Origin of the sequence: Sphingobacterium kitahiroshimense (assembly GCF_025961315.1) — a bacterium.
In the GTDB taxonomy this organism is placed as follows: domain Bacteria; phylum Bacteroidota; class Bacteroidia; order Sphingobacteriales; family Sphingobacteriaceae; genus Sphingobacterium; species Sphingobacterium anhuiense.
In genome coordinates this window covers 789,243-812,351 of sequence record NZ_JAOQNK010000001.1, presented here as the reverse complement: position 1 = coordinate 812,351, position 23,109 = coordinate 789,243, and the positions used below count along the sequence as shown (strand labels likewise).

22 protein-coding genes are annotated in these 23,109 nt (G+C 36.0%); 14 read left to right on the top strand and 8 right to left on the bottom strand.

The window, feature by feature from the left end; all coding sequences use genetic code 11:
• Window positions 1-35 precede the first annotated feature (35 nt).
• Together M2265_RS03630 and M2265_RS03625 are read right to left on the bottom strand one after the other, a co-directional pair.
• The gene (locus tag M2265_RS03630) at window positions 36-728 is read right to left on the bottom strand and encodes a DUF1080 domain-containing protein (protein WP_132767728.1); all 693 of its coding nucleotides are present in this window, start codon (window positions 726-728) and stop codon (window positions 36-38) included.
• A 287-nt stretch (window positions 729-1,015) separates the two neighbouring features.
• On the bottom strand, window positions 1,016-1,630 hold the full coding sequence (locus tag M2265_RS03625; RefSeq protein ID WP_165905817.1) for an MCP four helix bundle domain-containing protein: 615 nt from the start codon (window positions 1,628-1,630) through the stop codon (window positions 1,016-1,018).
• A gap of 210 nt (window positions 1,631-1,840) precedes the next feature.
• Between M2265_RS03625 and M2265_RS03620 the strand changes: the two genes are divergently transcribed.
• The 3 genes from M2265_RS03620 (at window position 1,841) to M2265_RS03610 (ending at window position 5,297) form a co-directional block, all read left to right on the top strand.
• Window positions 1,841-2,962 (top strand): vWA domain-containing protein, encoded by a 1,122-nt coding sequence (locus tag M2265_RS03620; protein WP_132767732.1) that lies wholly within the window; start codon window positions 1,841-1,843, stop codon window positions 2,960-2,962.
• Window positions 2,963-3,027: 65 nt separating this feature from the next.
• Window positions 3,028-4,494, top strand: coding sequence for a sigma 54-interacting transcriptional regulator (locus tag M2265_RS03615; protein WP_132767734.1), 1,467 nt, complete (start codon window positions 3,028-3,030; stop codon window positions 4,492-4,494).
• Between the two features lie 278 nt (window positions 4,495-4,772).
• Window positions 4,773-5,297: a hypothetical protein gene (locus tag M2265_RS03610; RefSeq protein WP_132767736.1), complete on the top strand. Its 525-nt coding sequence runs from the start codon at window positions 4,773-4,775 to the stop codon at window positions 5,295-5,297.
• A 990-nt stretch (window positions 5,298-6,287) separates the two neighbouring features.
• Here M2265_RS03610 and M2265_RS03605 read toward each other — a convergent pair.
• The 3 genes from M2265_RS03605 to M2265_RS03595 form a co-directional block, all read right to left on the bottom strand.
• On the bottom strand, window positions 6,288-6,521 hold the full coding sequence (locus tag M2265_RS03605) for a TIGR04139 family peptide modification target (RefSeq protein WP_132767738.1): 234 nt from the start codon (window positions 6,519-6,521) through the stop codon (window positions 6,288-6,290).
• 365 nt (window positions 6,522-6,886) lie between these two features.
• Window positions 6,887-7,915, bottom strand: coding sequence for a helix-turn-helix transcriptional regulator (locus tag M2265_RS03600; protein WP_132767740.1), 1,029 nt, complete (start codon window positions 7,913-7,915; stop codon window positions 6,887-6,889).
• Window positions 7,915-8,895: a helix-turn-helix transcriptional regulator gene (locus M2265_RS03595; RefSeq protein WP_132767741.1), complete on the bottom strand. Its 981-nt coding sequence runs from the start codon at window positions 8,893-8,895 to the stop codon at window positions 7,915-7,917. Before M2265_RS03595 ends, M2265_RS03600 begins: the two co-directional genes overlap by 1 nt.
• Window positions 8,896-9,299: 404 nt before the next feature.
• On the opposite strand from M2265_RS03595, the gene M2265_RS03590 reads away from it, so the two are divergent.
• Entirely contained in the window at window positions 9,300-9,788 is a 489-nt protein-coding gene (locus M2265_RS03590; protein WP_132767743.1) for a hypothetical protein, read from the top strand.
• An 81-nt stretch (window positions 9,789-9,869) separates the two neighbouring features.
• Here M2265_RS03590 and M2265_RS03585 read toward each other — a convergent pair whose 3' ends face one another.
• Together M2265_RS03585 and M2265_RS03580 are read right to left on the bottom strand one after the other, a co-directional pair.
• On the bottom strand, window positions 9,870-10,094 hold the full coding sequence (locus tag M2265_RS03585; RefSeq protein WP_232789260.1) for a DUF1456 family protein: 225 nt from the start codon (window positions 10,092-10,094) through the stop codon (window positions 9,870-9,872).
• Between the two features lie 332 nt (window positions 10,095-10,426).
• Window positions 10,427-10,744 carry a hypothetical protein gene (locus M2265_RS03580; protein WP_132767745.1) on the bottom strand — a complete coding sequence of 106 codons (318 nt, stop codon included), beginning with the start codon at window positions 10,742-10,744 and terminating at the stop codon, window positions 10,427-10,429.
• Window positions 10,745-11,057: 313 nt separating this feature from the next.
• Between M2265_RS03580 and M2265_RS03575 the strand changes: the two genes are divergently transcribed.
• From M2265_RS03575 to trxB, 6 genes are all read left to right on the top strand, one after another.
• Complete coding sequence (locus tag M2265_RS03575) at window positions 11,058-12,062, top strand: NAD(P)H-dependent glycerol-3-phosphate dehydrogenase (RefSeq protein WP_132767747.1); 1,005 nt, start codon at window positions 11,058-11,060, stop codon at window positions 12,060-12,062.
• A 6-nt stretch (window positions 12,063-12,068) separates the two neighbouring features.
• Window positions 12,069-12,968, top strand: a complete 900-nt coding sequence (hemF, locus tag M2265_RS03570; protein WP_132767749.1) for an oxygen-dependent coproporphyrinogen oxidase — start codon at window positions 12,069-12,071, stop codon at window positions 12,966-12,968.
• A 19-nt stretch (window positions 12,969-12,987) separates the two neighbouring features.
• Entirely contained in the window at window positions 12,988-14,241 is a 1,254-nt protein-coding gene (locus M2265_RS03565) for a M16 family metallopeptidase (protein WP_132767751.1), read from the top strand.
• Window positions 14,231-15,535: a M16 family metallopeptidase gene (locus M2265_RS03560; RefSeq protein ID WP_132767753.1), complete on the top strand. Its 1,305-nt coding sequence runs from the start codon at window positions 14,231-14,233 to the stop codon at window positions 15,533-15,535. Before M2265_RS03565 ends, M2265_RS03560 begins: the two co-directional genes overlap by 11 nt.
• Window positions 15,536-15,627: 92 nt before the next feature.
• Entirely contained in the window at window positions 15,628-16,578 is a 951-nt protein-coding gene (locus M2265_RS03555; RefSeq protein WP_021190300.1) for a 3'-5' exonuclease, read from the top strand.
• Window positions 16,579-16,625: 47 nt separating this feature from the next.
• Window positions 16,626-17,576, top strand: a complete 951-nt coding sequence (trxB, locus tag M2265_RS03550; RefSeq protein WP_021190301.1) for a thioredoxin-disulfide reductase — start codon at window positions 16,626-16,628, stop codon at window positions 17,574-17,576.
• Window positions 17,577-17,647: 71 nt separating this feature from the next.
• Here trxB and rnhA read toward each other — a convergent pair whose 3' ends face one another.
• Window positions 17,648-18,151 (bottom strand): ribonuclease HI, encoded by a 504-nt coding sequence (rnhA, locus tag M2265_RS03545; protein WP_021190302.1) that lies wholly within the window; start codon window positions 18,149-18,151, stop codon window positions 17,648-17,650.
• 107 nt (window positions 18,152-18,258) lie between these two features.
• Here rnhA and M2265_RS03540 point away from each other — a divergent pair, with 107 nt between their 5' ends.
• The 4 genes from M2265_RS03540 to M2265_RS03525 all read left to right on the top strand — a co-directional run bounded on the left by M2265_RS03540 (window position 18,259) and on the right by M2265_RS03525 (window position 23,108).
• Window positions 18,259-20,100 carry an alpha-L-fucosidase gene (locus M2265_RS03540; protein WP_132767755.1) on the top strand — a complete coding sequence of 614 codons (1,842 nt, stop codon included), beginning with the start codon at window positions 18,259-18,261 and terminating at the stop codon, window positions 20,098-20,100.
• A gap of 42 nt (window positions 20,101-20,142) precedes the next feature.
• Complete coding sequence (locus M2265_RS03535) at window positions 20,143-20,589, top strand: hypothetical protein (protein WP_132767757.1); 447 nt, start codon at window positions 20,143-20,145, stop codon at window positions 20,587-20,589.
• 14 nt (window positions 20,590-20,603) lie between these two features.
• Window positions 20,604-21,305, top strand: coding sequence for an SIR2 family NAD-dependent protein deacylase (locus M2265_RS03530; RefSeq protein WP_132767759.1), 702 nt, complete (start codon window positions 20,604-20,606; stop codon window positions 21,303-21,305).
• Between the two features lie 177 nt (window positions 21,306-21,482).
• Window positions 21,483-23,108, top strand: coding sequence for a beta-N-acetylhexosaminidase (locus tag M2265_RS03525; protein ID WP_132767761.1), 1,626 nt, complete (start codon window positions 21,483-21,485; stop codon window positions 23,106-23,108).
• Window position 23,109: the final 1 nt, after the last annotated feature.

Here is a 23,109-nt window from a genome sequence, read left to right as displayed (position 1 = left end):
TTAGACTTGCATGAATGCTTTGTTGCTATTATCATTTATTTAGAAAGATGCGTTATTGGCGTTAGTAAAACCTTACGGAATTCAACTTCAGCACCTTCAGCTTGAAGCGCAATCTGACCACTGTTTGCGGTACAGTCGTAACCTTCATTTACAAGGTCACCATTTACCCATACTTTTATCTTCCGGTCTAAGCATTCAATCCTCATACTGTTCCATTCACCAAGAGGTTTCTCAGAATTGTCGGTAAGATTCAAAATCCGACGTTTTTTATCTTCTGTAATGCCCCATTCAGCAGGTTCACCTCGACGCTCAACCATATTTGGTACTTTAATGTCCTCCACAATACACCAAAAGTCTCCCGCATTTTCATGCATCATCTGTACTTCAATAGATTTTGGAAACATTCCATAAAGCGCGCGTGGAGTAGAGGCATGCACCAGTACACCGCAGTTTCCTGATTTTCCTGCAAAACGGTATTCGACATCCAGACTATAGTTTTTATACGACTTATCGGTTATAATATGGCCATTTGGATTACCCATACTTACCAGCATCCCATCTCTGACAAGAAAAGGGCTTTTTACAGTCGTATTTTTGTCCATTTCTGGAACATCGATATGCCAGCCAGCTAAGTCCTTGCCGTTAAATAGGTTTTTTGATTGCGCACACGAAGATAGGGAAAACGCTAAGCTGCTGACAATAAAAAGAACAGAATAATAAAAGTTCATATTTGGTTTAGGTTTGAATGATTATCGTTAAAACAAACATACATAATAATTTTCATAGGAATAAAATAGGAATATTAGTTTTTACTTAATATTTTGAAAAAACTAACTCCAATAAATTATCAGTTCACAGTCCAAAAAATCGAAGATCTGAAAGTTTCTATATCTGATCGTAAAATAAGAATTAGTTTTGTTTATAAAAGTCATGAAAATGATGTATTTACATTGAAATCTCGCAACTCAATCTATTTAAAAACCACTAGGTCTGGGGAATGAATTTGGACTTTCGATTAGTTTAGGTTATGATCCTTTGGAACTTTTGCACCCATCTCCACTTTAGCGGAAAATACCAAAATTTGAATTAATATTGCAATAACAATTAGGATCACGATTTCGATGTAAGACATTAATCTACTTCTACTCGTCATACTGATTACTTCGTCCAGCTTTACTTTTCCTTCTTCCAATTGAATCGAAGACAATGTTTCTAAAGTTTGTCGTGCTTGTTTGCTGATCTCAATAGCTTTAGCATGATCTGTGGCATTAACATTTTGCGCTATTTGTTGAATGTAGATTTTAAATGTATTAAAATTGACGTTTTCTTTATCTGTAAGCACAGTTTTTTCATAAAGTGTAGTGATTTGCTTGATTTTATCTAGTTCCAAATTAACGTCTTTAGATGAATATTGAGGTGCAGATAGTAAGACAAGCAATTTCTCCATGCGATTTGAAAGCTTGTGAATATAATCAGCCACCACTAATCGATCCGAGTATAAAGATGTTACAGATTCGTTAATTCTTTTGACCAAGTGTTGCTCTTGAATATTGGTCAACATCACTAAACAAAGGACAGAGAAAAACAACATCGCAGCCTTAATTTTATTTTTCACTGTAAAAGTCCACATTGGTCGTATATTTTGGTAAAAAAAACTGAAGAATAGCAATTTAATAAAAATTAAGCTAAAGAGGAAAAAGTTGTTTTTATGTTGAGTCTTTAAAACGAAGACCATATGGTTTATGATTCTTTATAAGGATTTATATTTCGTAAATTCAACTTTCGAAGTTATTCCGATTACAATATGCGAATAGCTTCTTTATGCTAATAAAATGAATCCATGAACAGCACGAAACGAAATAAGGGTTTTATCTTTAAGCAATATGACGAGCCGTTTCAAACGCCTTTTGACAAATTATTTGATATTTTCAAAGAGCTGATTACTCACACCTCCGGTGATTTTGATGAAGCTATTGATTGGTTGCGGCAATTGGACAAAGAATTTAAACTGACAACTCCAGCATATACCATTGATGATTTCATTGCAGATCTGAAGAATAAAGGATACATCAGAGAAAAATTGGAACTAGGCGGCAATGGTAGCTCTTCTATTACCTCAAAGCTGGAAAAAGCCTTACGGCAGCATGCCTTAGATCAGATTTTTGGAAAGATGCGAAAAGGAAAGTCCGGCAATCATAAAACTAATCACCAAGGGCGGAGTGACGAAAATATGGGCGATTTCAGAAATTATCAGTATGGAGATAGCCTCGAGAAAATAGCCTTGACCGAGAGCCTTAAAAATGCGCAGATTAATCATGGAATAGGAGAGTTCGCCTTATCAGAAAATGATCTCGTTGTCGAAGACACCCAGTTTAAATCACAGATGAGTACCGTGTTGATGATTGATATCAGCCATAGTATGATTCTATACGGTGAAGACCGGATCACACCCGCAAAGAAAGTGGCCATGGCTTTATCAGAACTTATCCTGACTCGTTATCCCAAGGACTCACTTGACATCATTGTTTTTGGTAACGATGCTTGGCCTATAGCGATAAAAGATCTACCTTATCTGCAAGTAGGACCATTTCACACCAATACGGTCGCAGGCTTGAAGTTGGCGATGGAGATCCTCAGACGTAAACGGCATGCTAACAAGCAGATATTTATGATTACTGATGGAAAGCCGAGCTGTTTAAACATGCCCGATGGTAGTTACTATAAAAATCCGATGGGTTTAGATCCTTTTATCACCAGCAAGTGCTATAGTATGGCCGCACAGGCCAGAAAGCTGGGAATACCCATTACAACCTTCATGATCACTTCAGATCCCTATCTGCAGGAATTTGTTGACGAATTTACGGCTTCAAATCAGGGAAAAGCTTACTATACAGGACTTGGAGATCTTGGAGAAATGATTTTTGAGGATTACGAAGAAAATCGCAGAAAAAGAATACGATAAAAAATTACGTTAACAATAACAGGATATACATCTTGCGCAGTATTTGCGCTTCATTATAAGAACATATGGATTACACGAAGATAACAACATTTGGCACACTGAAAGCTTCTGGCTACAAACCGAAGACAATAAAAGAAGAATTGCGTCAGAATCTGATTACAAAGATAAGCAACGGCGAAACTGTATTTACCGGAGTACACGGCTACGAGGATACCGTTATTCCAGAACTAGAAAGAGCTATCCTCTCCAAACATAATATCAATTTCCTTGGTCTTCGTGGTCAAGCAAAGACACGTCTAGCCAGGCTAATGATTAATCTATTAGATGAATATGTACCTGTGGTACAAGGCTCTGAAATTAATGATGATCCCTATAACCCAATATCGCGTTATGCTGTAGAATTATTAAAGGAAAAGGGTAATGATACACCAATCGATTGGCTTCATAGAAGTGATCGCTTTGCAGAGAAACTTGCCACACCGGATGTAACTGTCGCAGATTTGATCGGCGATGTAGATCCGATCAAAGCCGCAAATCTGAGACTGAGCTATGCAGACGATCGTGTGATTCATTTTGGCATGATTCCACGAGCGAATCGCTCGATATTTGTTATCAATGAACTGCCCGATCTTCAGGCGAGAATTCAGGTAGCACTTTTTAATATATTGCAAGAAGGAGACATCCAGATCCGCGGATTTAAATTACGTCTGCCGTTGGATGTCCAGTTTGTGTTCACTGCAAATCCGGAAGATTACACCAACAGAGGAAGTATCGTAACGCCCCTCAAAGACCGGATAGGATCACAGATATTAACACATTACCCTGAAACAGTAGCGATTGCAAAAACCATTACTGCTCAAGAAGCTAACCTAGAAGCTGCACAAAAGGAACAAATATATGTTCCAGAACTGGCTCGTGAATTGATTGAGCAGATCAGTTTTGAAGCCCGCAATAGCGAATATGTTGATGAAAAAAGTGGTGTCAGTGCGCGTATGAGTATTACCGCATTTCAAAACTTATTAAGTACTGCCGAACTGCGGATGCTCAAAAATGGAGCTCCGGCCACAGCAATAAGATTGAGCGATTTTATGGGTATTGTGCCGGCTATAACCGGTAAGGTTGAGCTCGTATATGAAGGTGAGCAGGAGGGAGCCGGTACTGTGGCAATTCAGTTGATTGAGAATGCCGTTAAAAGTATATTTCTTACTTTATTTCCAAAAATTGAGAAATTTGAAAAGGAAAATGAACGCTATCCCTACGATGATATTGTCCGCTGGTTCTCGGAATCGGAGGGTATTGAATTATCCGATGAACTCACTGATGTAGATTACGAACATGCATTGGACGAAGTGACACCTATCCGCAGTTTGATACAGCAGTATCAGCCACAGACGAAGCCTGAAGATTTCTATTTTCTGACCGAATTCATCCTATGGGGACTTACGCTCAATAACAAGTTAAGTAAATACAGAGTAGGTAGCGGTTTGCAGTTTCAAGATAAGTTTCAAGAATATTTGAGAAACAATCTATAGCAAGCTAGCACTGGAAAATCATATATTTTTTTCATTACTTACGTAAATGATGAAAAATATGCTTTGTTTTATTTGCTGTTTATTATCTTCACCGGGCGAGCTATGATGTAAAATTTTGATTCTAAATTTTGATAATATTAAAAATCAGCAAGTCACTTATATTGACTTGCTGATTTTTAACTTTTAGTGATTGTAGGCGCTCCTCCAAATCTGAAAACAATAGAGTCTTTTTTTAGTAAGAATTGGTGGAAATAGTAAACTTTATATGAAATGCAGTGATGAAAATAGATTATGCTTTTGTTGTATTTTTATATGCTTATATAAATCAAATTGATTTGTCTTTGGATAGAAGTAGATGGGAATCCATTGATAATTTGAGGAATTTTTATAAAAATCAAATTTCACCCAAAAATATTGTTGCTTATCTAATGAATAGATTGAATCTAGAAGTCGAAAAAGTGGATAATTTAATTTTTCTTAAGGAAGAATCTTTCTGGGTGAGAATTAAAGATTCCTTGCTGTCTTCTTTTAAAAGAAATATATTTTTGGAACAAGATAATGTCTACTTTTTGTGTAACAGGCTACTTCTTTTTGATCAATTTTTAGAGATGGATATGCAAGTTCATCGACTAGAATTAGAAAAACTAAGAATAGATTTCTCGAAATTAAATTTTGATATATTAATGTGGAAATTAACCAAAAAAGATCGCTTAAGGGCATATAGAGTAGAACATTTTTTACAAAACACATCCGTAAATACTCTTTCTATCAGTGAATTTAGTAAGAACTATTTTAAAAATTAACTTGATCTCCTTCGAATAAATTGAAGTCTATTTTTTGAAAAAATTAGTGTTAATATCCGCCGTTCATTATCATTGGCAAAAAATGAGAAGTAAGATTAAGAAAATCAGCGTTCAAATTTAATTTTTATCATTTATTATAGAATAATATTAATAGAAATGGAAGATTCAGTAATAGAAGGGTTTCTCCAAAGAATTTTAACTCATTAAAAAAATATCAAAATTTATTATGCCTCATAGCTTTTATAAATTTATCGATTGCATTGGTAATGGAATTTCCTTTTTCTTTTGAATCAATAAAAATGATGATTCAGACTATCTCATTAACTTTATTTTGTATTTGCATATTTTTGTTTATTCTGATTTCCATAATATTGAGAATTTCCAAAAGAATATCTTATTGCTATATAAATAGAAGTGTTCTGTATTTAAAAAAAGATAGTTGCCCAGAGGAAATCAGTATGGATAAAATCAGTTTAAATATTAGTTTATCCAATCTAGCTGAAAAAGATTCGTACTTAGATTGTGGACATTTTATAGAAATTAGCACTTCAGAGGGCAAATCCCAGTTTCCAATAAAATTTAACGCCAGTCTTCTATATGTATTTCCGGAATCTAATGTGAATTTTTTTCGTAAAAGCCCGATTTTGATGTGTGAAACTAAAAAATTACTTAAAAACTTACCAAATTTGACTTGGGCCACTTCATAGCAATTTGGAGAGGTTATTAAGATAACGGTTTATGTGATTTTACTAGAATAGCACTGAAAAAGAATTATTTTTTACAATCATATTTTGGTCATCATATATAAGTAGTAAATGAAGACTTCGCATTTTGGTAGACTTATTATTTTATTAAAAATCATCCGACAATCAAATATGTAGTTCCTAGGAAGAGTACATATTTGATTGTTAATCAAAGAAGAGCTGCTCTTCTTAATTCTATTTGATTTTTTCTAAAATAGGATATTTAGATAATATATCCCTAAGTTTATTACCACGTATTAGCTTCTGAACAATCTGAAGAGTTGTCCCAAATTCTGCCAGCAAATGCCCCATATTGATCATAAGTATCAATATCTTGTTGGCCTTGCGCATTCAGGAAGTTCGAATAAACGACTGAAGCGCCAATAGAACGACGGCCACCTTGTAGCATTTCCAAAGCTGTTTCATCTAACTTATTGTTTTCTAGTGAAGAGAAGCTCTTCATTCCACTTAACTTTTTCATAATTAAATTTTAAGATTTTATTAGCGATTACCTTACCCTGACCTAAGAGCTTTTGTTGCAATTGCTAGTTATTAAATCTAAAATTCGTTATATAAAGCAGGTGAAGCAAGCGAATTCTGATATTCGATGGTTTTAAAACTATAACTGTCGTTTATTTATGGATATTCGTTATAGAAGATATATTTTCGATAATTACTATTGGATTAGTGGTTGGTTTTCGGTATTCATGGTCTACCAATGCTCTTCTTGTGATTATTTTATATCAAAAAAATGCTAAAGGAGAATTTGAAGGACTCTTTAAGTCAGTCTCTTGGCGAAAAAGTCATTCATCATGGGGAGAGTATTGCGACACACCATCGACTACATTACTCTGTCGCTTTCTTGCGATTACTCGAGGAAACAAAATCCTCATTTGGAAGTACACCATATCTCTTTTTATAAATAGCCGAGAAATAGTCAGATTTTGAATAGCCCAGAGCATACGCGACTTCATATATGGTATTGAATTGACCACTTTTTACCATTTCTTTTGCTAATAACAACTTTTCAGATAGAAAGAAGCTATTCGGATTGCATTTATATATTTTTTTGAATAATCGGGTATATTTAGTCACAGACATACAGGCTATTTCGGCTAGCTTTTCAGTACCTGGAAATTTTTCAAACAACTGTTCCATGAGGTAAACTTGACTATTCACAACTTGTTGTACATCAAATTCAGATAGCTTACCTACTACAAATTTCTGTTCACTTAACCTTTCAATAAGACTTCCAAAAGCCTGTAAGGCGGCTCCTTTGAGAAATAGTTCGTAGGAACTGTCTTCATATTGACGATCTTTCAGTTTTAGAAGTAACACCCGGGTACGGCTATCCATGTGACTATAGAAATATATGGTATTCTTTTTCGCATACGTCTTTTCAACTATAGACTCTGGAACGATATTGCCCAGATGTTTATGAAGAAGCTGTTTCGAGATCAGTAACCGAAAAGAATACATTCGTTCTGAAATTGGGGGAATATAAGTACTGCTCAAACCCGCATCAACAAGCCCCATTCCTAATTTTGAATGATAACCAACTTTATTCTTCGTATCATTGACTTTGTGGATGCTGATTTGGTCACTGATATCATAGTATGCAATGCAGAAATCACCGGATGAGGCAACTTTAGTAAAGGATATGCTTTGATGAAAGGTGAGGTCTACCACAAGAACTGTCAAGCCAGGAATGACCTCCATAAGATAAGAGCCACCGCTAGCTAAATTTTCAGGAAAAACCAATTGCCGTTGATTAAGGTATTTTGCTCCAAGTTTTTCGATAAAATCTTGCCTCCAGTCTGTATCCATCGTTACCGTATGAGAAAATTGAATACTATTTTTTGCAGATGCCTCCATTATAATTTTGTTAAGTAGTCCTTGGGTAAAACGCCAAAGTAATTTTTAAAGAGATGTGTTAAATTGGATGCGGTTGGGAACTGCAGTTCGTGGGCGATTTCTCCAATGTTATAGTTCCCGCTTACTAATAGATCACGTGCCAATTCCAGCTTATTATGAAGGTAAAATTCATAAGGAGTAAGACCTGTGATCTTTTTATACAATTTTTTAAATTTTGTTTCGGACATAAAAGCCTGTTCAGCAATTGTTTTGATTCCCGGGAAAGAATCTTTAAGCTTACTGATCAGAAATTCCTGAGAGGAAATGATAGCAGTAAAATCAGTGTCGTTAAGTTTACTGACAACAAGGTCTTTTTTGATCAGTTCATCAAGATATTCTCCCAATAAATTATAGACCGTTGCACTAAGAAACAAATCAAAGGTTAGCGGGGCAATATTGCTATTTCGAAATTCATTAATATATTGTAAACTATTATTGCTCATGATATTATAGTGAAATATCGTATTTTGATTCTGATCAAAGACCCGATTGATCAGTTTTTTTATATGTCCAGAACCAATTAAATATTCTTTGAGAAGTGTTTTACGGAGGAAAATGCAAAAGTTGTATGTCTTGGTTCCAGCTTTAACACGGTAGTCGAGGTTTACACTGCTCTCAACAATGGCAAGATTGTAATTCCATCTTCCCATTGCCAATGCGTCATTATTTGTGATGTGAGACGAGTCCCCTTCAGTGAGATTAAAATAGATGCCAATAAAATCTGAATTTGTATTGCGGAGCTTAAAGTGAATATCTTGGTGGTAGAGGACATCTGCAAACATAACAGTGATGTCTGGATTTACAGATAGCACATAGCGGGTTCCGGTATGGACGGTATCCGGAATTAGCATATGGTTACCGCTAATGTATCCACCTAAAGCTTTTGCCATTGGCTCTACCCAGTCAGTTTCTATACCAAACTCATGAATGATTTCTTTCATATGTAAATAATGACTGTTTTATGTGACTAAATATTTTATAACAGCTGTCGTATCCAATGGACTAGAATTTTGTTAGGTTGTTCTGTTTGTACTCAGGTTAAAAACCTTGATTTATAACGTATGAAAATTGGTACATGATACACTATACTTCTTGAAATATTGCTTTATAATGAAATACTAGCCTATAGTTCTGATTATTAGTGCAATTATTTGACCATTATTTAAATAGTTGCAGTAAAAAAGTGTGTTAAAAGACTAAATTTTTATATACGTTTTTGGACAGAATCATAAATTAAGTGAAAATTGGTCTTCAGTTGATATTTTATAACGGTATGCTGGTATTCCTTCTTTGGAGTTGCATGTAATTTTGTCTTAAATAAAATTAATACATAAATATAAAGAATATGAAAACAAGAAAGATGCTCGGTCAATTATTATTAGTCTTAACAATAGCAATAGGAATTACAGCTTGTAGTAAAAATGATGCTGACGAATTGACTCCTCCCACAAATGCAATCACATCTGTAAGATTAGTATTTACAGATAGTACAGTCCATGAAAAATCAGCTGGATCAAAGGTAGATCTTACAAAAGTTGCTTCGGTAAAAATAAAATATGCAGTTACTGAAGGAGAAATAGGTATAAATGTAATAAGGGAAGCAACGCTGATGGTAAAAGGCGATAGTTCAAAAGTAAGTACTTTTGATCTTAAGACATTAACTTTTAAAGGAGGAAGTAAACTTACAATTTATGGTGCAACGTTATACGATAACAAAGATAAAGTAGTAGGGGGATGGTCAAAAGCGGACAATGATGCCTTTGAAGTAACGAGCCCCGAAGGTGTAGTGGTTATGGAGCGTATTTATGGAACTGTAGGTTTAGAGCGATTATAATCGTTAAGCTTATACTAAAATAGTGTCGGAAGGTGATGCTTTCGACACTATTTTGCTTTTATTTATACGTTAAAGATTATATTATGCCTTCTGATCATTATTTTTAGTTCGAGGGCCACGGTTATAGATAATTAATCCATTTAAGAAGTTCCGAAGTAACTGGTCTCCGCAAGGTTTGAAATTTGGATGATCTTCTTTACGGAATATGGCACTTAATTCCGTTTTTGTTGCCCTAAAATCGACTAACGCTAATACATTAATAATGTCGTCGTCCGTGAATTTTAAAGCTACTCGAAGCTTTTTCATGATATCATTATTGCTCATCTTATAAATATGTTACCTTAAAATTTTCTATATTTTATTATTCGTGCCCAAGCCAAAACGCTGTTAGAACTGAATATTCCTGTCAAACTTAGATATATTTGTCTTATAATACAATTATAATTACACCTTATATTAAACATAAATATCGGTTCTTTACAACAAATAATAATTATTTCTTGTGCGAGATCGATAATATGTCAGTGTATATGAATGGATTGAGCAACATTCAAGAGTAAATCATAATCAATACTACTGTAACTATAATTGCCCTTAAGTGTAAGGCAGATCTTAATTTAAATATTATACACAGTATTTTAATTATCCTTAGACTTTACAAATAAAAGATATGCAAGTCGTTGTTGTGTAAAATCAGCTTTAGGATAAATATCGCGTATAAGGTTTTTACAATCTTCGGCACTGCAGCCGGTGTCTAACCGAGCGATGTATTCAGTGATATCTTCTAGATTGATGTATTTGATTGCCACAAGAGTGGCGCAACCTTTACTTTCTTCATTTAATGTAATCTCAAATACTTGCCCAGTCTTATACCGTTCATTGGGCATCCGTAATGTTGTAAATGCCTCGCAGTCCAATTTATTATTCCAGTTTTTCGAAAAGTTAATGTGTTCCATTTTGGTATTAGCGAGTAGTTATAGTGATATGCCTATTTGTAGAGTCCGTACTCAGTACAAATATAGGTACATATAGGTATGCTTTAAAATTTGGTCATTTATTCTTTTAATAATATTCATCTATCACATTACGATTTAAATGAATATTTGTATAAGCCATCATGATCGCCAAATGACATGTTTTCATGAGTCTGTTGGAATTTCGTCAAAAATGACCTATTTTAAGGCATAATATACCAAGTTAGGATACAGGTGAATGTTAATTATTATATAATTAAGTATATTTGCTCAAACTGTCTAGTAACAAAATTTAATGCAAAAAAATAGAGTAGGGCTTATTGGTAGTGGTAGTTGGGCTACAGCAATGATTAAAATGCTGGGTGACAACGTCGTTGAAAAGGATATACATTGGTGGGTCCGTAAACAAGAAGATGTTGACTATATCAAAAAGCATAAAAAAAATCCAAGTTATTTAAGTGCTGTTGAAGTAAAACTGGATACAGATCATATTTCAACAAATGCAAGAGAAGTAATTCAGGTATCAAATATTATTATTTTGAATACACCTGCCGCTTACTTGAAAGCAGCCTTAAAGGATGTGACAAAAGCAGATCTGGAAGGAAAAATTATTGTTTCTGCCATAAAAGGTATCGTACCAGATGAAAATCTGATCATTGGCGATTATTTACAGGAGGTATACGATGTCTCTTTGGAGAATATTTTAGTTGTCGGTGGACCATGTCATGCAGAAGAAGTGTCTTTGGAGAAACTATCTTATTTGACTTTTGGTTCCAAATCTGAAGAAAATGCGAAGTTAGTAGCATCTTTACTGGAATGCCGGTATATAAAAACAATCATTTCGGACGATGTGTATGGGATTGAGTATGGTGCTGTATTGAAAAATATTTATGCATTGGCCGGAGGAATATGTCATTCATTAGGCTATGGTGATAATTTTCAGGCGGTTTTAATCTCAAATGCAATCCGTGAGATGGAAACGTATGTCGAGACCATTGATCCAAATCCGCTTCGCGATATAAATAAATCGGCGTATTTAGGCGATCTTTTGGTAACAGCATATTCGCAGTTCAGTAGAAACAGAACTTTTGGGGCGATGATCGGAAAAGGCTATAGTGTACAGTCTGCCCAGCTCGAGATGAATATGGTAGCAGAAGGTTACTATGCTTCTGCATGTATACAGCATTATATGCGTAAGCATCAGATCGCCTTACCTATCTGTGAAGCCGTTTACCAAATCTTATATCAGCATAAATCTGCTGCAACAATCATAAGCCAACTGGCTGAAAAATTAAGTTAATTCAAGATGATCGATAGATTAAAAATCGCTGAAACTTATAAAACAATTCAGGACGAAATATGTCAAGCACTTGAAAAGCTTGATGGTACCGCTAAATTTGAAGAAGAAATTTGGGAACGTGATGGCGGCGGCGGTGGCCGTACAAGGATTATGCAGCATGGCAATATCATTGAAAAAGGTGGGGTGAATTTCTCTGCTGTGCATGGAAAATTGCCGGAAATGATCAAGAAATCATTTGGTGTCGATGAAGATGAATTTTTCGCTACAGGTGTATCAATTGTTATTCATCCAAACAATCCATTCGTTCCTATTAGCCACATGAACATCCGTTATTTCGAATTGAATGATGAAATTCGGTGGTTTGGCGGAGGCATTGATCTTACACCGCACTATGTTATTGAAGAAGATGCACAATTTTTTCATCAACAGTTGAAAAACGTATGCGATATCCATCACCAAGATTTTTACAAAGATTTCAAAAAATGGGCAGATGACTACTTCTATGTACGCCATCGTGAAGAAACACGTGGTATAGGTGGGGTTTTCTATGATAAACTAACACCTGAAAAAACAGGTCTGTCATTTGAGGAAATTTTTCAGTTCTCATGTGACCTTGGACGTACATTTGCACCAACATATACCGAGCTGGTAAACAAAAATCGCCATAAAGACTATACAGAACACCATAAAAACTGGCAATACCTCCGTAGAGGAAGATATGTTGAATTTAATCTTGTTTGGGATTCAGGAACGAAATTTGGTCTTGAAACCAATGGACGTATCGAATCCATTTTAATGAGTTTACCGCCACAGGCAAATTGGGCCTATGATTTTCAACCAGAAGAAGGCTCGGAAGAAGCCAAAACACTTTCTCTTTTGAGAAAAGATATCAATTGGATACAATAAATTAATTTAAATAACCTGAATGGTTTCTTATCAGAAATTTGAACTAGAAAATGGTCTTCGCGTACTTGTTCATGAAGACAATAACACAGCAATGGCCTGTGTCAATATACTGTATGATGTCGGTGCGCGGGATGAATCTCCAGACCAAACGGGATTTGCACATTTATTTGAACACTTGATGTTTGGTGGATCAGTCAATATTCCTGACTATGATACACCTTTGCAACGTGTGGGCGGTGAAAACAATGCTTTTACAAGTAACGATATTACCAATTACTACATCACGCTACCTTCTTCAAATCTAGAAACGGCATTGTGGCTGGAATCAGATCGTATGCTGAGCCTTTCCTTCTCTGAACAAAGTTTGGAAACACAAAGAAGTGTTGTATGTGAGGAGTTTAAGCAGCGTTACCTCAATCAACCCTACGGTGATGTATGGTTGAAATTAAGACCCTTAGCTTACCAAGTACATCCGTATCGCTGGGCAACGATCGGTAAAGAACTTAAACATATTGAAGATGCAAAAATGGAAGATGTAAAAGCATTTTTCAAGAAGCATTATACACCACAGAATGCCATTATGGTCATTGCAGGTGATGTTAAGTTTGAGGAGATCAAAACACTGGTAGAAAAATGGTTCGCAGATATTCCTGCAGGAAATAAATACATGAGAAATTTACCTCAAGAACCAAAACAAATAGCAGAGCGTAGGGAAGTGGTAGAGGCTGATGTACCACTTGATAGTTTGTTTATATCTTTTCATGCACCTGCACGGATGGATGAAAACTACCATGCAATGGACTTAGTATCAGATCTACTCTCTCGAGGATCATCTTCTCGTCTATACCGTCGTTTGGTAAAAGAACAGGAACTATTCAGTGAGATCAATGCCTATGTGATGGGAAGTATCGACCCCAATTTATTCTTAATTGAGGGAAAACCATCAGACGGCATTAGTCTGGAACAAGCAGAGGAAGCCATCTGGAAAGAACTGGATATCTTAAAGTCTACACCTGTTCCGGCAGAAGAGCTTGAAAAAGTGAAGAATAAGATTGAGTCTACACATGTATTTGCCGAATTGTCGATCTTGGATAAAGCCATGAATCTAGCATATTATGAGCTACTTGGTGACGCCAATGAATTAAACAATGAAACAGCCAAGTATTTAGCCGTTCAATCAGAACATATACAGCAACAGGCAAACGAAATATTTAGAAAAGAAAACGCATCTATATTGTATTATAAATCAAAGGAGGTGGCAAATGCTGAATAGAGCAGTAGCACCTGAAGCCAAACCGATTGGTGATATTCATTTAAAAAGCCCAAAAGTACTTGCTTTCAACAATGGAATTCCTGTTTATGTCTTTCATTCGCCTGATCAAGAATTGGTACGCATTGAGTGGATTTTTAATAATGTCTTCAATGAAGATGAAAATCCGCTCCTAAATAGTGCCCTAAGTGCTTTGTTAAAGGAAGGAACAAAAAACTATAACAGCGCTGAGATTGCGGATAAAGTCGACTTCTATGGGGCTTTTCTAATGCCAGAATACGGATTTGATATCACTTCGCTGACATTGTACACATTAAATAAACATAGTAATGTGTTATTACCTTTGATCAAGGAGATTTTAACAGAATCAGTTTTACCGCAGAAGGAACTGGATACCTATCTCAGAAACAATAAGCAAAAGCTTCAGGTTTCTCTTCAGAAAAACGATTATTTAGCGAGAAGAACCTATTATAATCATGTTTTCGGTTCTGGAAACCGTTATGGAAAAACGCCCTCTTTAGAAGAATATGATTTGATTTCTAGAGATGCTTTAATCGATTTATACCATAAGCAATTTACTCCATCTAATTGTCGTTTAATTATTTCCGGTAATGTATCTGAATCTTTGCTCCAAGAGCTTAGCTTATATTTTGGTGATCAATGGCTGGCTACAGATGAGGTACCATTGACCGAACCGAATTTAACTGCAGATACAGGACAATTGATTTATGACGAAAGAGCAGAGGCATTGCAATCTGCCATACGTATCGGTATGCCGAATATAAATCGTAACCATGTGGATTATCCCGCTTTGCAATTTGTAAATACGTTACTGGGCGGTTTTTTCGGGTCAAGGCTCATGCGTAACATTCGAGAAGAAAAAGGCTATACTTACAGTATCGGTTCAGCTGTGGGTTCTTTAAAATATGGAGGTTTTCTGACTATTGCGACAGAGGTTGGTGTAGATGTAACCGATGCGACATTGACGGAAATCGAAAAAGAAATTGAAATTTTAAGAACAGAATTAGCGACTGTAGAGGAATTGGACTTAGTGAAAAATTACCTCTCAGGATCTATGCTAGGTTCTTTAGAGAGTATTTTTTCACATGCAGATAAGTTTAAAAATGTGCTACTTGCTAACATGGATTTGACTTACTATGACCATTATATGAATGAAATCAATGCGATGACTCCTGAAAAAGTAAAGGAAATCGCTATTCAGTATTTTGACTATAGTAAGATGATTAAAATTGTGGTTGGAAAAATGAAAACCCTAGAATTAGTCTCTGAATTGTAATTAAAGGCTGACAATAAATAATAAATCATTCATACTTTGTATTTTTGTTGTATACAATGATGTATGGAACAATTTAATAAATAAAATTCGTAATGGAATTGAAACTCAAGAAACCTTTAGCATTCTTTGATTTAGAGACTACAGGAATCAATATCTCAGCAGATAGAATTGTTGAAATATCAATATTAAAGGTGTTGCCTAATGCTGAGGAGCAAGTATATACGAAGCGGATAAACCCGCTTATGCCTATTCCTGCAGAATCATCCATGTTCCATGGTATCTATGACGAAGATATTATAGACGCGCCAACATTTCAAGCGATTAGTCAAGAAGTAGCAGATTTTATTGGTGACGCAGATTTAGCGGGTTATAACTCCAATAAATTTGATATCCCTATGCTAATGGAAGAATTCCTACGTTCAGGAGCTGATTTTTCGTTGGAAAATCGTGTTTTTGTTGATGTACAGAATATTTTTCATCAAATGGAACAACGTACTTTGAAAGCCGCTTATAAATTTTATTGCAACGAAAGCCTGGAGAATGCACATAGTGCAGAAGCAGACGTAAGAGCTACATATGAAGTTTTGAAAGCACAGTTAACCAAGTATGAAGGTGCTGTGTATGAAGATAAGCATGGTAAACAATCTGTACCTGTTGTAAATGACGTCGAAGCATTGTCAGATTTTACAAATATGACAAAACCAGTGGATTTTGCAGGACGTATTGTGTACAATGAAGATGGAGTAGAGGTCATCAATTTTGGAAAACATAAAGGACGTCCGGTTACAGAGGTTTTTGATGTAGAACCAAGTTACTATGCGTGGATGCAAAATGGCGACTTCCCACTTTATACTAAGAAATGTTTAGAAATAATCTGGAACCGTCATCGCTCAGCTAAAAAAGCAGCAAAATCAACAGAACCCATTCACGCGGCTGAAGATAAGAAGCAAGCTAAAAAAGAATTTCAAAAGCAAGAAAATAAAAGCCAAGCAACAGCGATCACAAATGATATGTTAGCAAGTCTAAAAAATAAATTTGGTTAGGTCATAGTACTCGTTAATTAGAAAACAATATTTTATAAAATAATATTATGTCTCAAGAAATAGAACACCTACAGTGTTTAATAATTGGTTCAGGACCCGCAGGATATACAGCAGCGATTTATGCAGCCCGTGCTGATATGAAACCTGTTATCTATACAGGGATGGTACCGGGCGGTCAGTTGACGCAGACAACAGAAGTGGATAACTTTCCTGGATACCCAAAGGGGATTACAGGACCGATCATGATGGAAGATCTACGTATGCAAGCAGAACGTTTTGGTACTGATGTCCGTTTCGGATATGCAACTAAAGTTGATTTTTCTGGTCCGGTACATCAGGTTGAAATCGACGGAATTAAAACTGTTACTGCAGATACAGTAATCATCGCTACAGGTGCAACAGCAAAATGGCTAGGACTTGATAGCGAACAAAAGTATAATGGTTTTGGTGTATCTGCATGTGCAGTATGTGACGGTTTTTTCTTTAAAAACCAAGAAGTAGCGATTGTAGGTGCTGGTGATACGGCAGCTGAAGAGGCTACCTATTTAGCAAAATTATGTTCTAAAGTACATATGTTGGTGCGTCGTGATGAATTTAGAGCTTCTAAAGCAATGGTTCACCGCGTGATGAATACACCAAATATCGAAGTACATTACAATTCGGAAACCAAGGAAATCTTAGGTGACGGTCAAGTGGTAACAGGTGTTCGTGTTTTAAATAACAAAGATCAATCTGAAAAAGTATTGGATGTAACAGGATTTTTTGTTGCTATTGGACACAAGCCAAATACAGAACTTTTCAACGGTATCTTAGATATGGATGAAACAGGTTATTTAATTACACAGCCAAATACGACGGCAACGAATATTCCAGGTGTATTTGCTTGTGGAGATGTACAGGATAATGTATACCGCCAAGCAATTACAGCTGCAGGAACTGGTTGTATGGCTGCTTTAGAAGCAGAGCGTTATCTAGCCGCTAAAGAGGATGTTGCGTAAATAATACGTAATCACATAAAAAGGCCAGGAAATTATTCCTGGCCTTTTTTATACCATATTCTTTAAAAATTTTATAGCTGAGCTTTAGCTTCTTCCATTTCATATACTGAATCAATCTTCCAAGAAGATTGATCTTTCGAAGCTTTTACAGCCAACTGGTCACACCGCTCATTTAAAGGATGGCCAGCATGCCCTTTTACCCATACTAATTTAACCTGATGTAGTTTGTATACCTGCATCAATCTTATCCAAAGATCTTTATTTTTCTTTCCTGCAAATCCTTTTTGAATCCAACCATATACCCATTTCTTGTCGATGGAATCTATAACATATTTGGAATCTGAATAGACTGTAACCTTTTGGTTGAGATTTTTTAAAGCTTCTAGACCAACTATTACCGCCATCAGCTCCATGCGATTATTAGTGGTCTTACGATAACCACCAGAAAACTCTTTCTCAATCAGTTTACCTTTATACGCTTCATTATCACCCGTATAAACTGTCCTTAATATCGTACCGTAGCCACCTGGTCCTGGATTACCGCTCGAAGCACCATCCGTGTATAATTCAATCATCAGTACAAAGATAAATTATTAAGCCAAAAAACCGACTTTAAGTTTGAATTGAACGAATAAATTCTTACTTTTCACCTTTTTAAAACCTGATATTTCAATAAGTAACTATGATTCGGAAGAAGTCAATATTAGCAGTGTTGTTTTTAGCGCTTTCTAGCTACAACGTTTTTGCACAAGAAACTAAAAACAAGAATGAGGACGTAAAAAAAATGGAATGGTTTGAAGATGCAAAATTAGGCATTTTTATCCATTGGGGAATTTATTCGGTTAAGGGGGTTTCTGAATCTTGGGCTTTTTTCAATAACTATATCAGTCATGAAAATTACATGAAACAACTTGGTGGTTTTACAGCCAACCAATATCAACCGGAAGAATGGGCAAAATTAATTCAGGAATCCGGAGCAAAGTATTCGGTCATTACAACACGTCATCATGATGGTGTATCTCTTTGGGATAGCAAATCGAATAATGCAATTACAACAGCGAAAGATGCTGCTGCTAAAAAGGATGTTCTGACGCCTTTTGTATCGGCACTTCAGAAGAAAGGTCTTAAAACCGGATTGTATTACTCATTACCAGATTGGAGTCATCCAGATTATGATGTCAATACGAGAATAAAAAAACGTTATAACGTAGGCGATGATGCCAATCGGTGGAATAAGTTTGTTAATTACTATCAGGGACAGTTAGCAGAATTGTCTAAAGCATATAAGCCAGATCTAATTTGGTTTGATGGCGATTGGGAACACAATGATCAGGAATGGCGTGCAAAAGAAACATTGACGCAATTGCGTAAGTATAATCCAAATATCATTATCAATTCCAGACTGAATCAACATGGTGACTATGATACTCCAGAGCAGGGTATTCCGGTTGTAAAACCTGAAGCACGCTATTGGGAGCTCTGCTATACCATGAATGACTCTTGGGGATATCAGCATTTTGACCATCATTATAAAACTCCAAACATGATCGTCCGTACTTTGGTAGATTGTATTTCAATGGGCGGAAATCTTTTATTGGATATTGGCCCCAAAGCCGATGGGACAATACCTACAGAACAGGTGCAGATCTTGAAAGAATTAGGAAGATGGACTTCTAAACATAAAGATGCGATCTACGGAACGCGTGCAGGAGTGCAATCTCGGTTTTGGAATGATAAAAATGCTTTTTCTAAAGATGGAAAAACATTATACATCTACTTGGATAACGTAAAAGATAAATTAGTTTTACAAGGTCTGAAAACCAAACCTGCTTCAGTTAAATTTGTTGGAAACCCAGATAAGATAGATTATCAGTATGATGACTATACACTGGAATTAAATCTACCTACAGCTAATTTCGATCCAGCTGTAACTGTTGTAGCCATTACCTTTAATGAGAAGCCAGCTATTGATTTGGAAAGAAAAGAAGTGAGTTATACTGCTTATGAAATTGCAGGCCAAAGTCAAGTAGCGCATGCAATTGCAACAATTAGTAAATCTACAGCCATAGGATCCAATTTGTTTAAAGACAAGATCAGTGCAGACGGCGATATATTAGATAAAAACTTAAAATTTACAGCTGCCGAAATTAAAGAGTGGGTAACGAAAAATGCAGAAATCTTACATGATGCTGAAGCTGGAATTGCTGATGGACACTACGCGGGATTAAGTGCACTATCTAAAGATAAGCAGACACTTTATCTTTTCGTTGAAGGAACTCCAACGGGGCCTATTGCATTAAAGGGGCTTAAGAATACCATAGCACGTATACGCATCGTAGGTGAAGGTTCTATGATCGGACATGATATATTCAATAAATTATACTGGAGCTCGACACCAGGTATTGTGTATATTGATGTTCCCAAAGAACGGATCGATAAAAACATGACAATAATTGCTGTTTTATTAGATAAACCAATTGAATTGTATCGAGAGCACGTAGGAGCTATTGAAAGTAATTTATAAATTTGTAAAGAGGCAATTAAAAATGCCTCTTTTTTTATGACTATGAAATTTTTATTACCACTGTTATTTTTACTACTGCTAATTTCCTGTAATAACGGAAACGGAAGTAAAGCGCAAAAGCAACGTGCCGATTCACTTGCCCTGGAAGTGGTAGAGCAACGCTTGGATATTAGAGATCTCGCAAATTCCGATCATTTCATGTATTATGAGGATAGCCAAGCTCAAAATACAACTGATATAAAGAAACTTACTGGAATCGAAAAAATAAAAGCTAAGGTAGTGGCTTATCGGATCTATAAAAATCTTAGTTTGGAAAACAACCGTTATGTTTTTAGAGCCAAATCTCCCTTAGAATTGCATATACCGAATAAGATTTTTGTGAGTTTTGAAAGAGCATTTATAACATCCAATAATAATGTCATCAGCAGTAAAGACTCAATTAAATTGGAATTGCCCACAAATTTCCAAGATTCGGTCTTAACTTGGTAGTAGATAATGAAGATATGAAGAAGAAAATCATTGTATTTACCGGAGCTGGTATCTCAGCAGAAAGTGGCATTAAGACATTTAGAGATGCGGATGGATTGTGGGAGGGCCATGATGTAGATGACGTTGCTAGTATTGATGGCTGGTACCGTAATCCCAAACTTGTTCAAGATTTTTATAACATGAGGCGACAAGTCGCTATGCAGGCTAAACCGAATGCTGCACACCAAGCTTTAGTTGTTTTGCAGAAATCATTTGATGTACAGATTGTGACGCAAAATGTGGATACACTACATGAACGGGCAGGTTCTGATCATGTACTTCATTTGCATGGAAGATTAGATCAAGCTTGCTCATCAAAAGATAAAAAGTTAATCTATCCAATTGACGGTTATGAGATCAAAATGGGTGACTTATGTGAAAAAGGTTCTCAATTAAGACCTAATATAGTATGGTTTGGTGAGGCAGTTCCAAATATGGAGACCGCCATTTACATGGCACGAGAGGCCGACATAATGATTGTTATCGGGACCTCTTTGGCAGTATATCCAGCTGCTGGATTAGTTGATGTAATAGCACCTACATGCGATTTATATGTTGTTGATAAACAAATTAACACATCGCGGATACCCAAAAGAGCCAGTACCATAGAAAGTACTGCATCGGAGGCAGTTCCATATCTGGTTGCCCAGCTAATAGAGCGATATGCTATTTTGTAAGCAATTCATTACGCTAACGTTTTCGTTGTTTGCACAATCGTTTGCATCCTCGATATTCCCTGAGATGATCAGCAAGAAGCATATATTTAAATTTTATAAATCGAATTAATACGTTGTTCTTTCTGACCACACCTTGAGAAAATCAAGGCGTAGTCGTGATAGGTTTAATAAAATTTTATGATCACAAAAAAACTGGGCAAAGCAGCAGCATTTATCGTCTTGCTTACGATTAACTATAGTGTTACGAAAGCACAGCTATCCCTAATTCCGAAGCCAGATTTTATACAGATGACGGAAGGGTCGTATTTCTTCCCTTCATTAAGTAAGATACAAATCGGAGATGAGGCTTTTGATACGGTTGGTCGGTATCTTCAAAAGCAGCTTTTATCAAAATTTGGTTATACAGGACTTATCCATCATGATAAAAAACAGGTTTCAGCAATTCAATTTGTTCGTAAGCAAAATCTTGAAAGTGAGGAATATGAAATTAAGACAGCGAGCAGTACGCTAATTATTTATGCAAGCTCTCCTGCAGGAGCTACCCATGCCGTCAGTTCGCTTTTGCAAGCATTTGGCTTTGGAAATAAATCTGCGTCTGGAATCACTATTCCTGCTTTTGAAATCAAAGATAAACCAGCATATCCGTGGCGAGGTTTTATGTTAGATGAATCACGTCACTTTTTTGGAAAGGAGAAGGTGAAATCCATTTTAGATTGGATGGCATTTTATAAACTCAATAAGTTCCACTGGCACTTGACTGATGAGCCCGCTTGGCGATTAGAAATCCAAAAATATCCTCTATTAACATTGGTCGGTGGTATTGGCTCCCAGACTGATCCATATGCTCCCGCGGCCTATTATACGCAGGCAGACATTACAGAGATTGTAGCTTATGCACAAGAAAGGAGCATCGAAGTCATTCCTGAAATCGATATGCCCGGCCATGCCACAGCGGCAAATCTAGCTTATCCCCAATTAAGTGGTGGTGGAAATGATAAACACCCAGATTTTACTTTTCATCCGGCGAAAGATATAACGTATTCTTTTTTAACTCAGGTGTTGAGCGAAACAAAAGCGCTGTTTCCTTCTTCGGTAATACATCTAGGGGGAGATGAAGTATCATTTGGCAGTGAGGCATGGAATTCAGATACCAAAGTGCAGGATTTGAAGCAGAAACATCATCTCAATGATAACAAGGCGGTAGAAAATTACTTCATGCGTCGCATGGCAGATTCGCTAAAAACAATGGATGCCACTTTGCTTGCCTGGGATGAAATGGTAGATGCCGATTTATCAAAAGAGAAAACTATATTCATGTGGTGGCGACATGATAAACCTGAACAGTTAAAAGAAATATTAAAGGCTGGCTATAAAACAATACTGACACCAAGATTACCGCTTTATTTTGATTTTGTACAGGAAGAATCACATAAGTATGGACGAAAATGGGGAAAGCTATACAATCCTTTGGAAAATGTTTATAATTTTTCTCCGGATAATTACGCTTCGTTGACCACCGAGAAAAATCAAATCTTAGGCATTCAGGGTAATTTATGGACAGAAACAGTTATCAATACCAATCGATTGGACTATTTAACTTTTCCACGATTAGCCGCTTTGGCGGAGGTCGGATGGACAAAAAGTTCAAATAAAAATTACGTGCAATTTTCAGAATCATTAAAAAAACATTTGAACTTGTACCGTGAAGCAAATTTATACTACTACGATCCATTTACGAATGCACATCCTGAACCTGTGGTGATAAAAAAGACACAACGTGCTTATATTGATAATCCTGAATAAC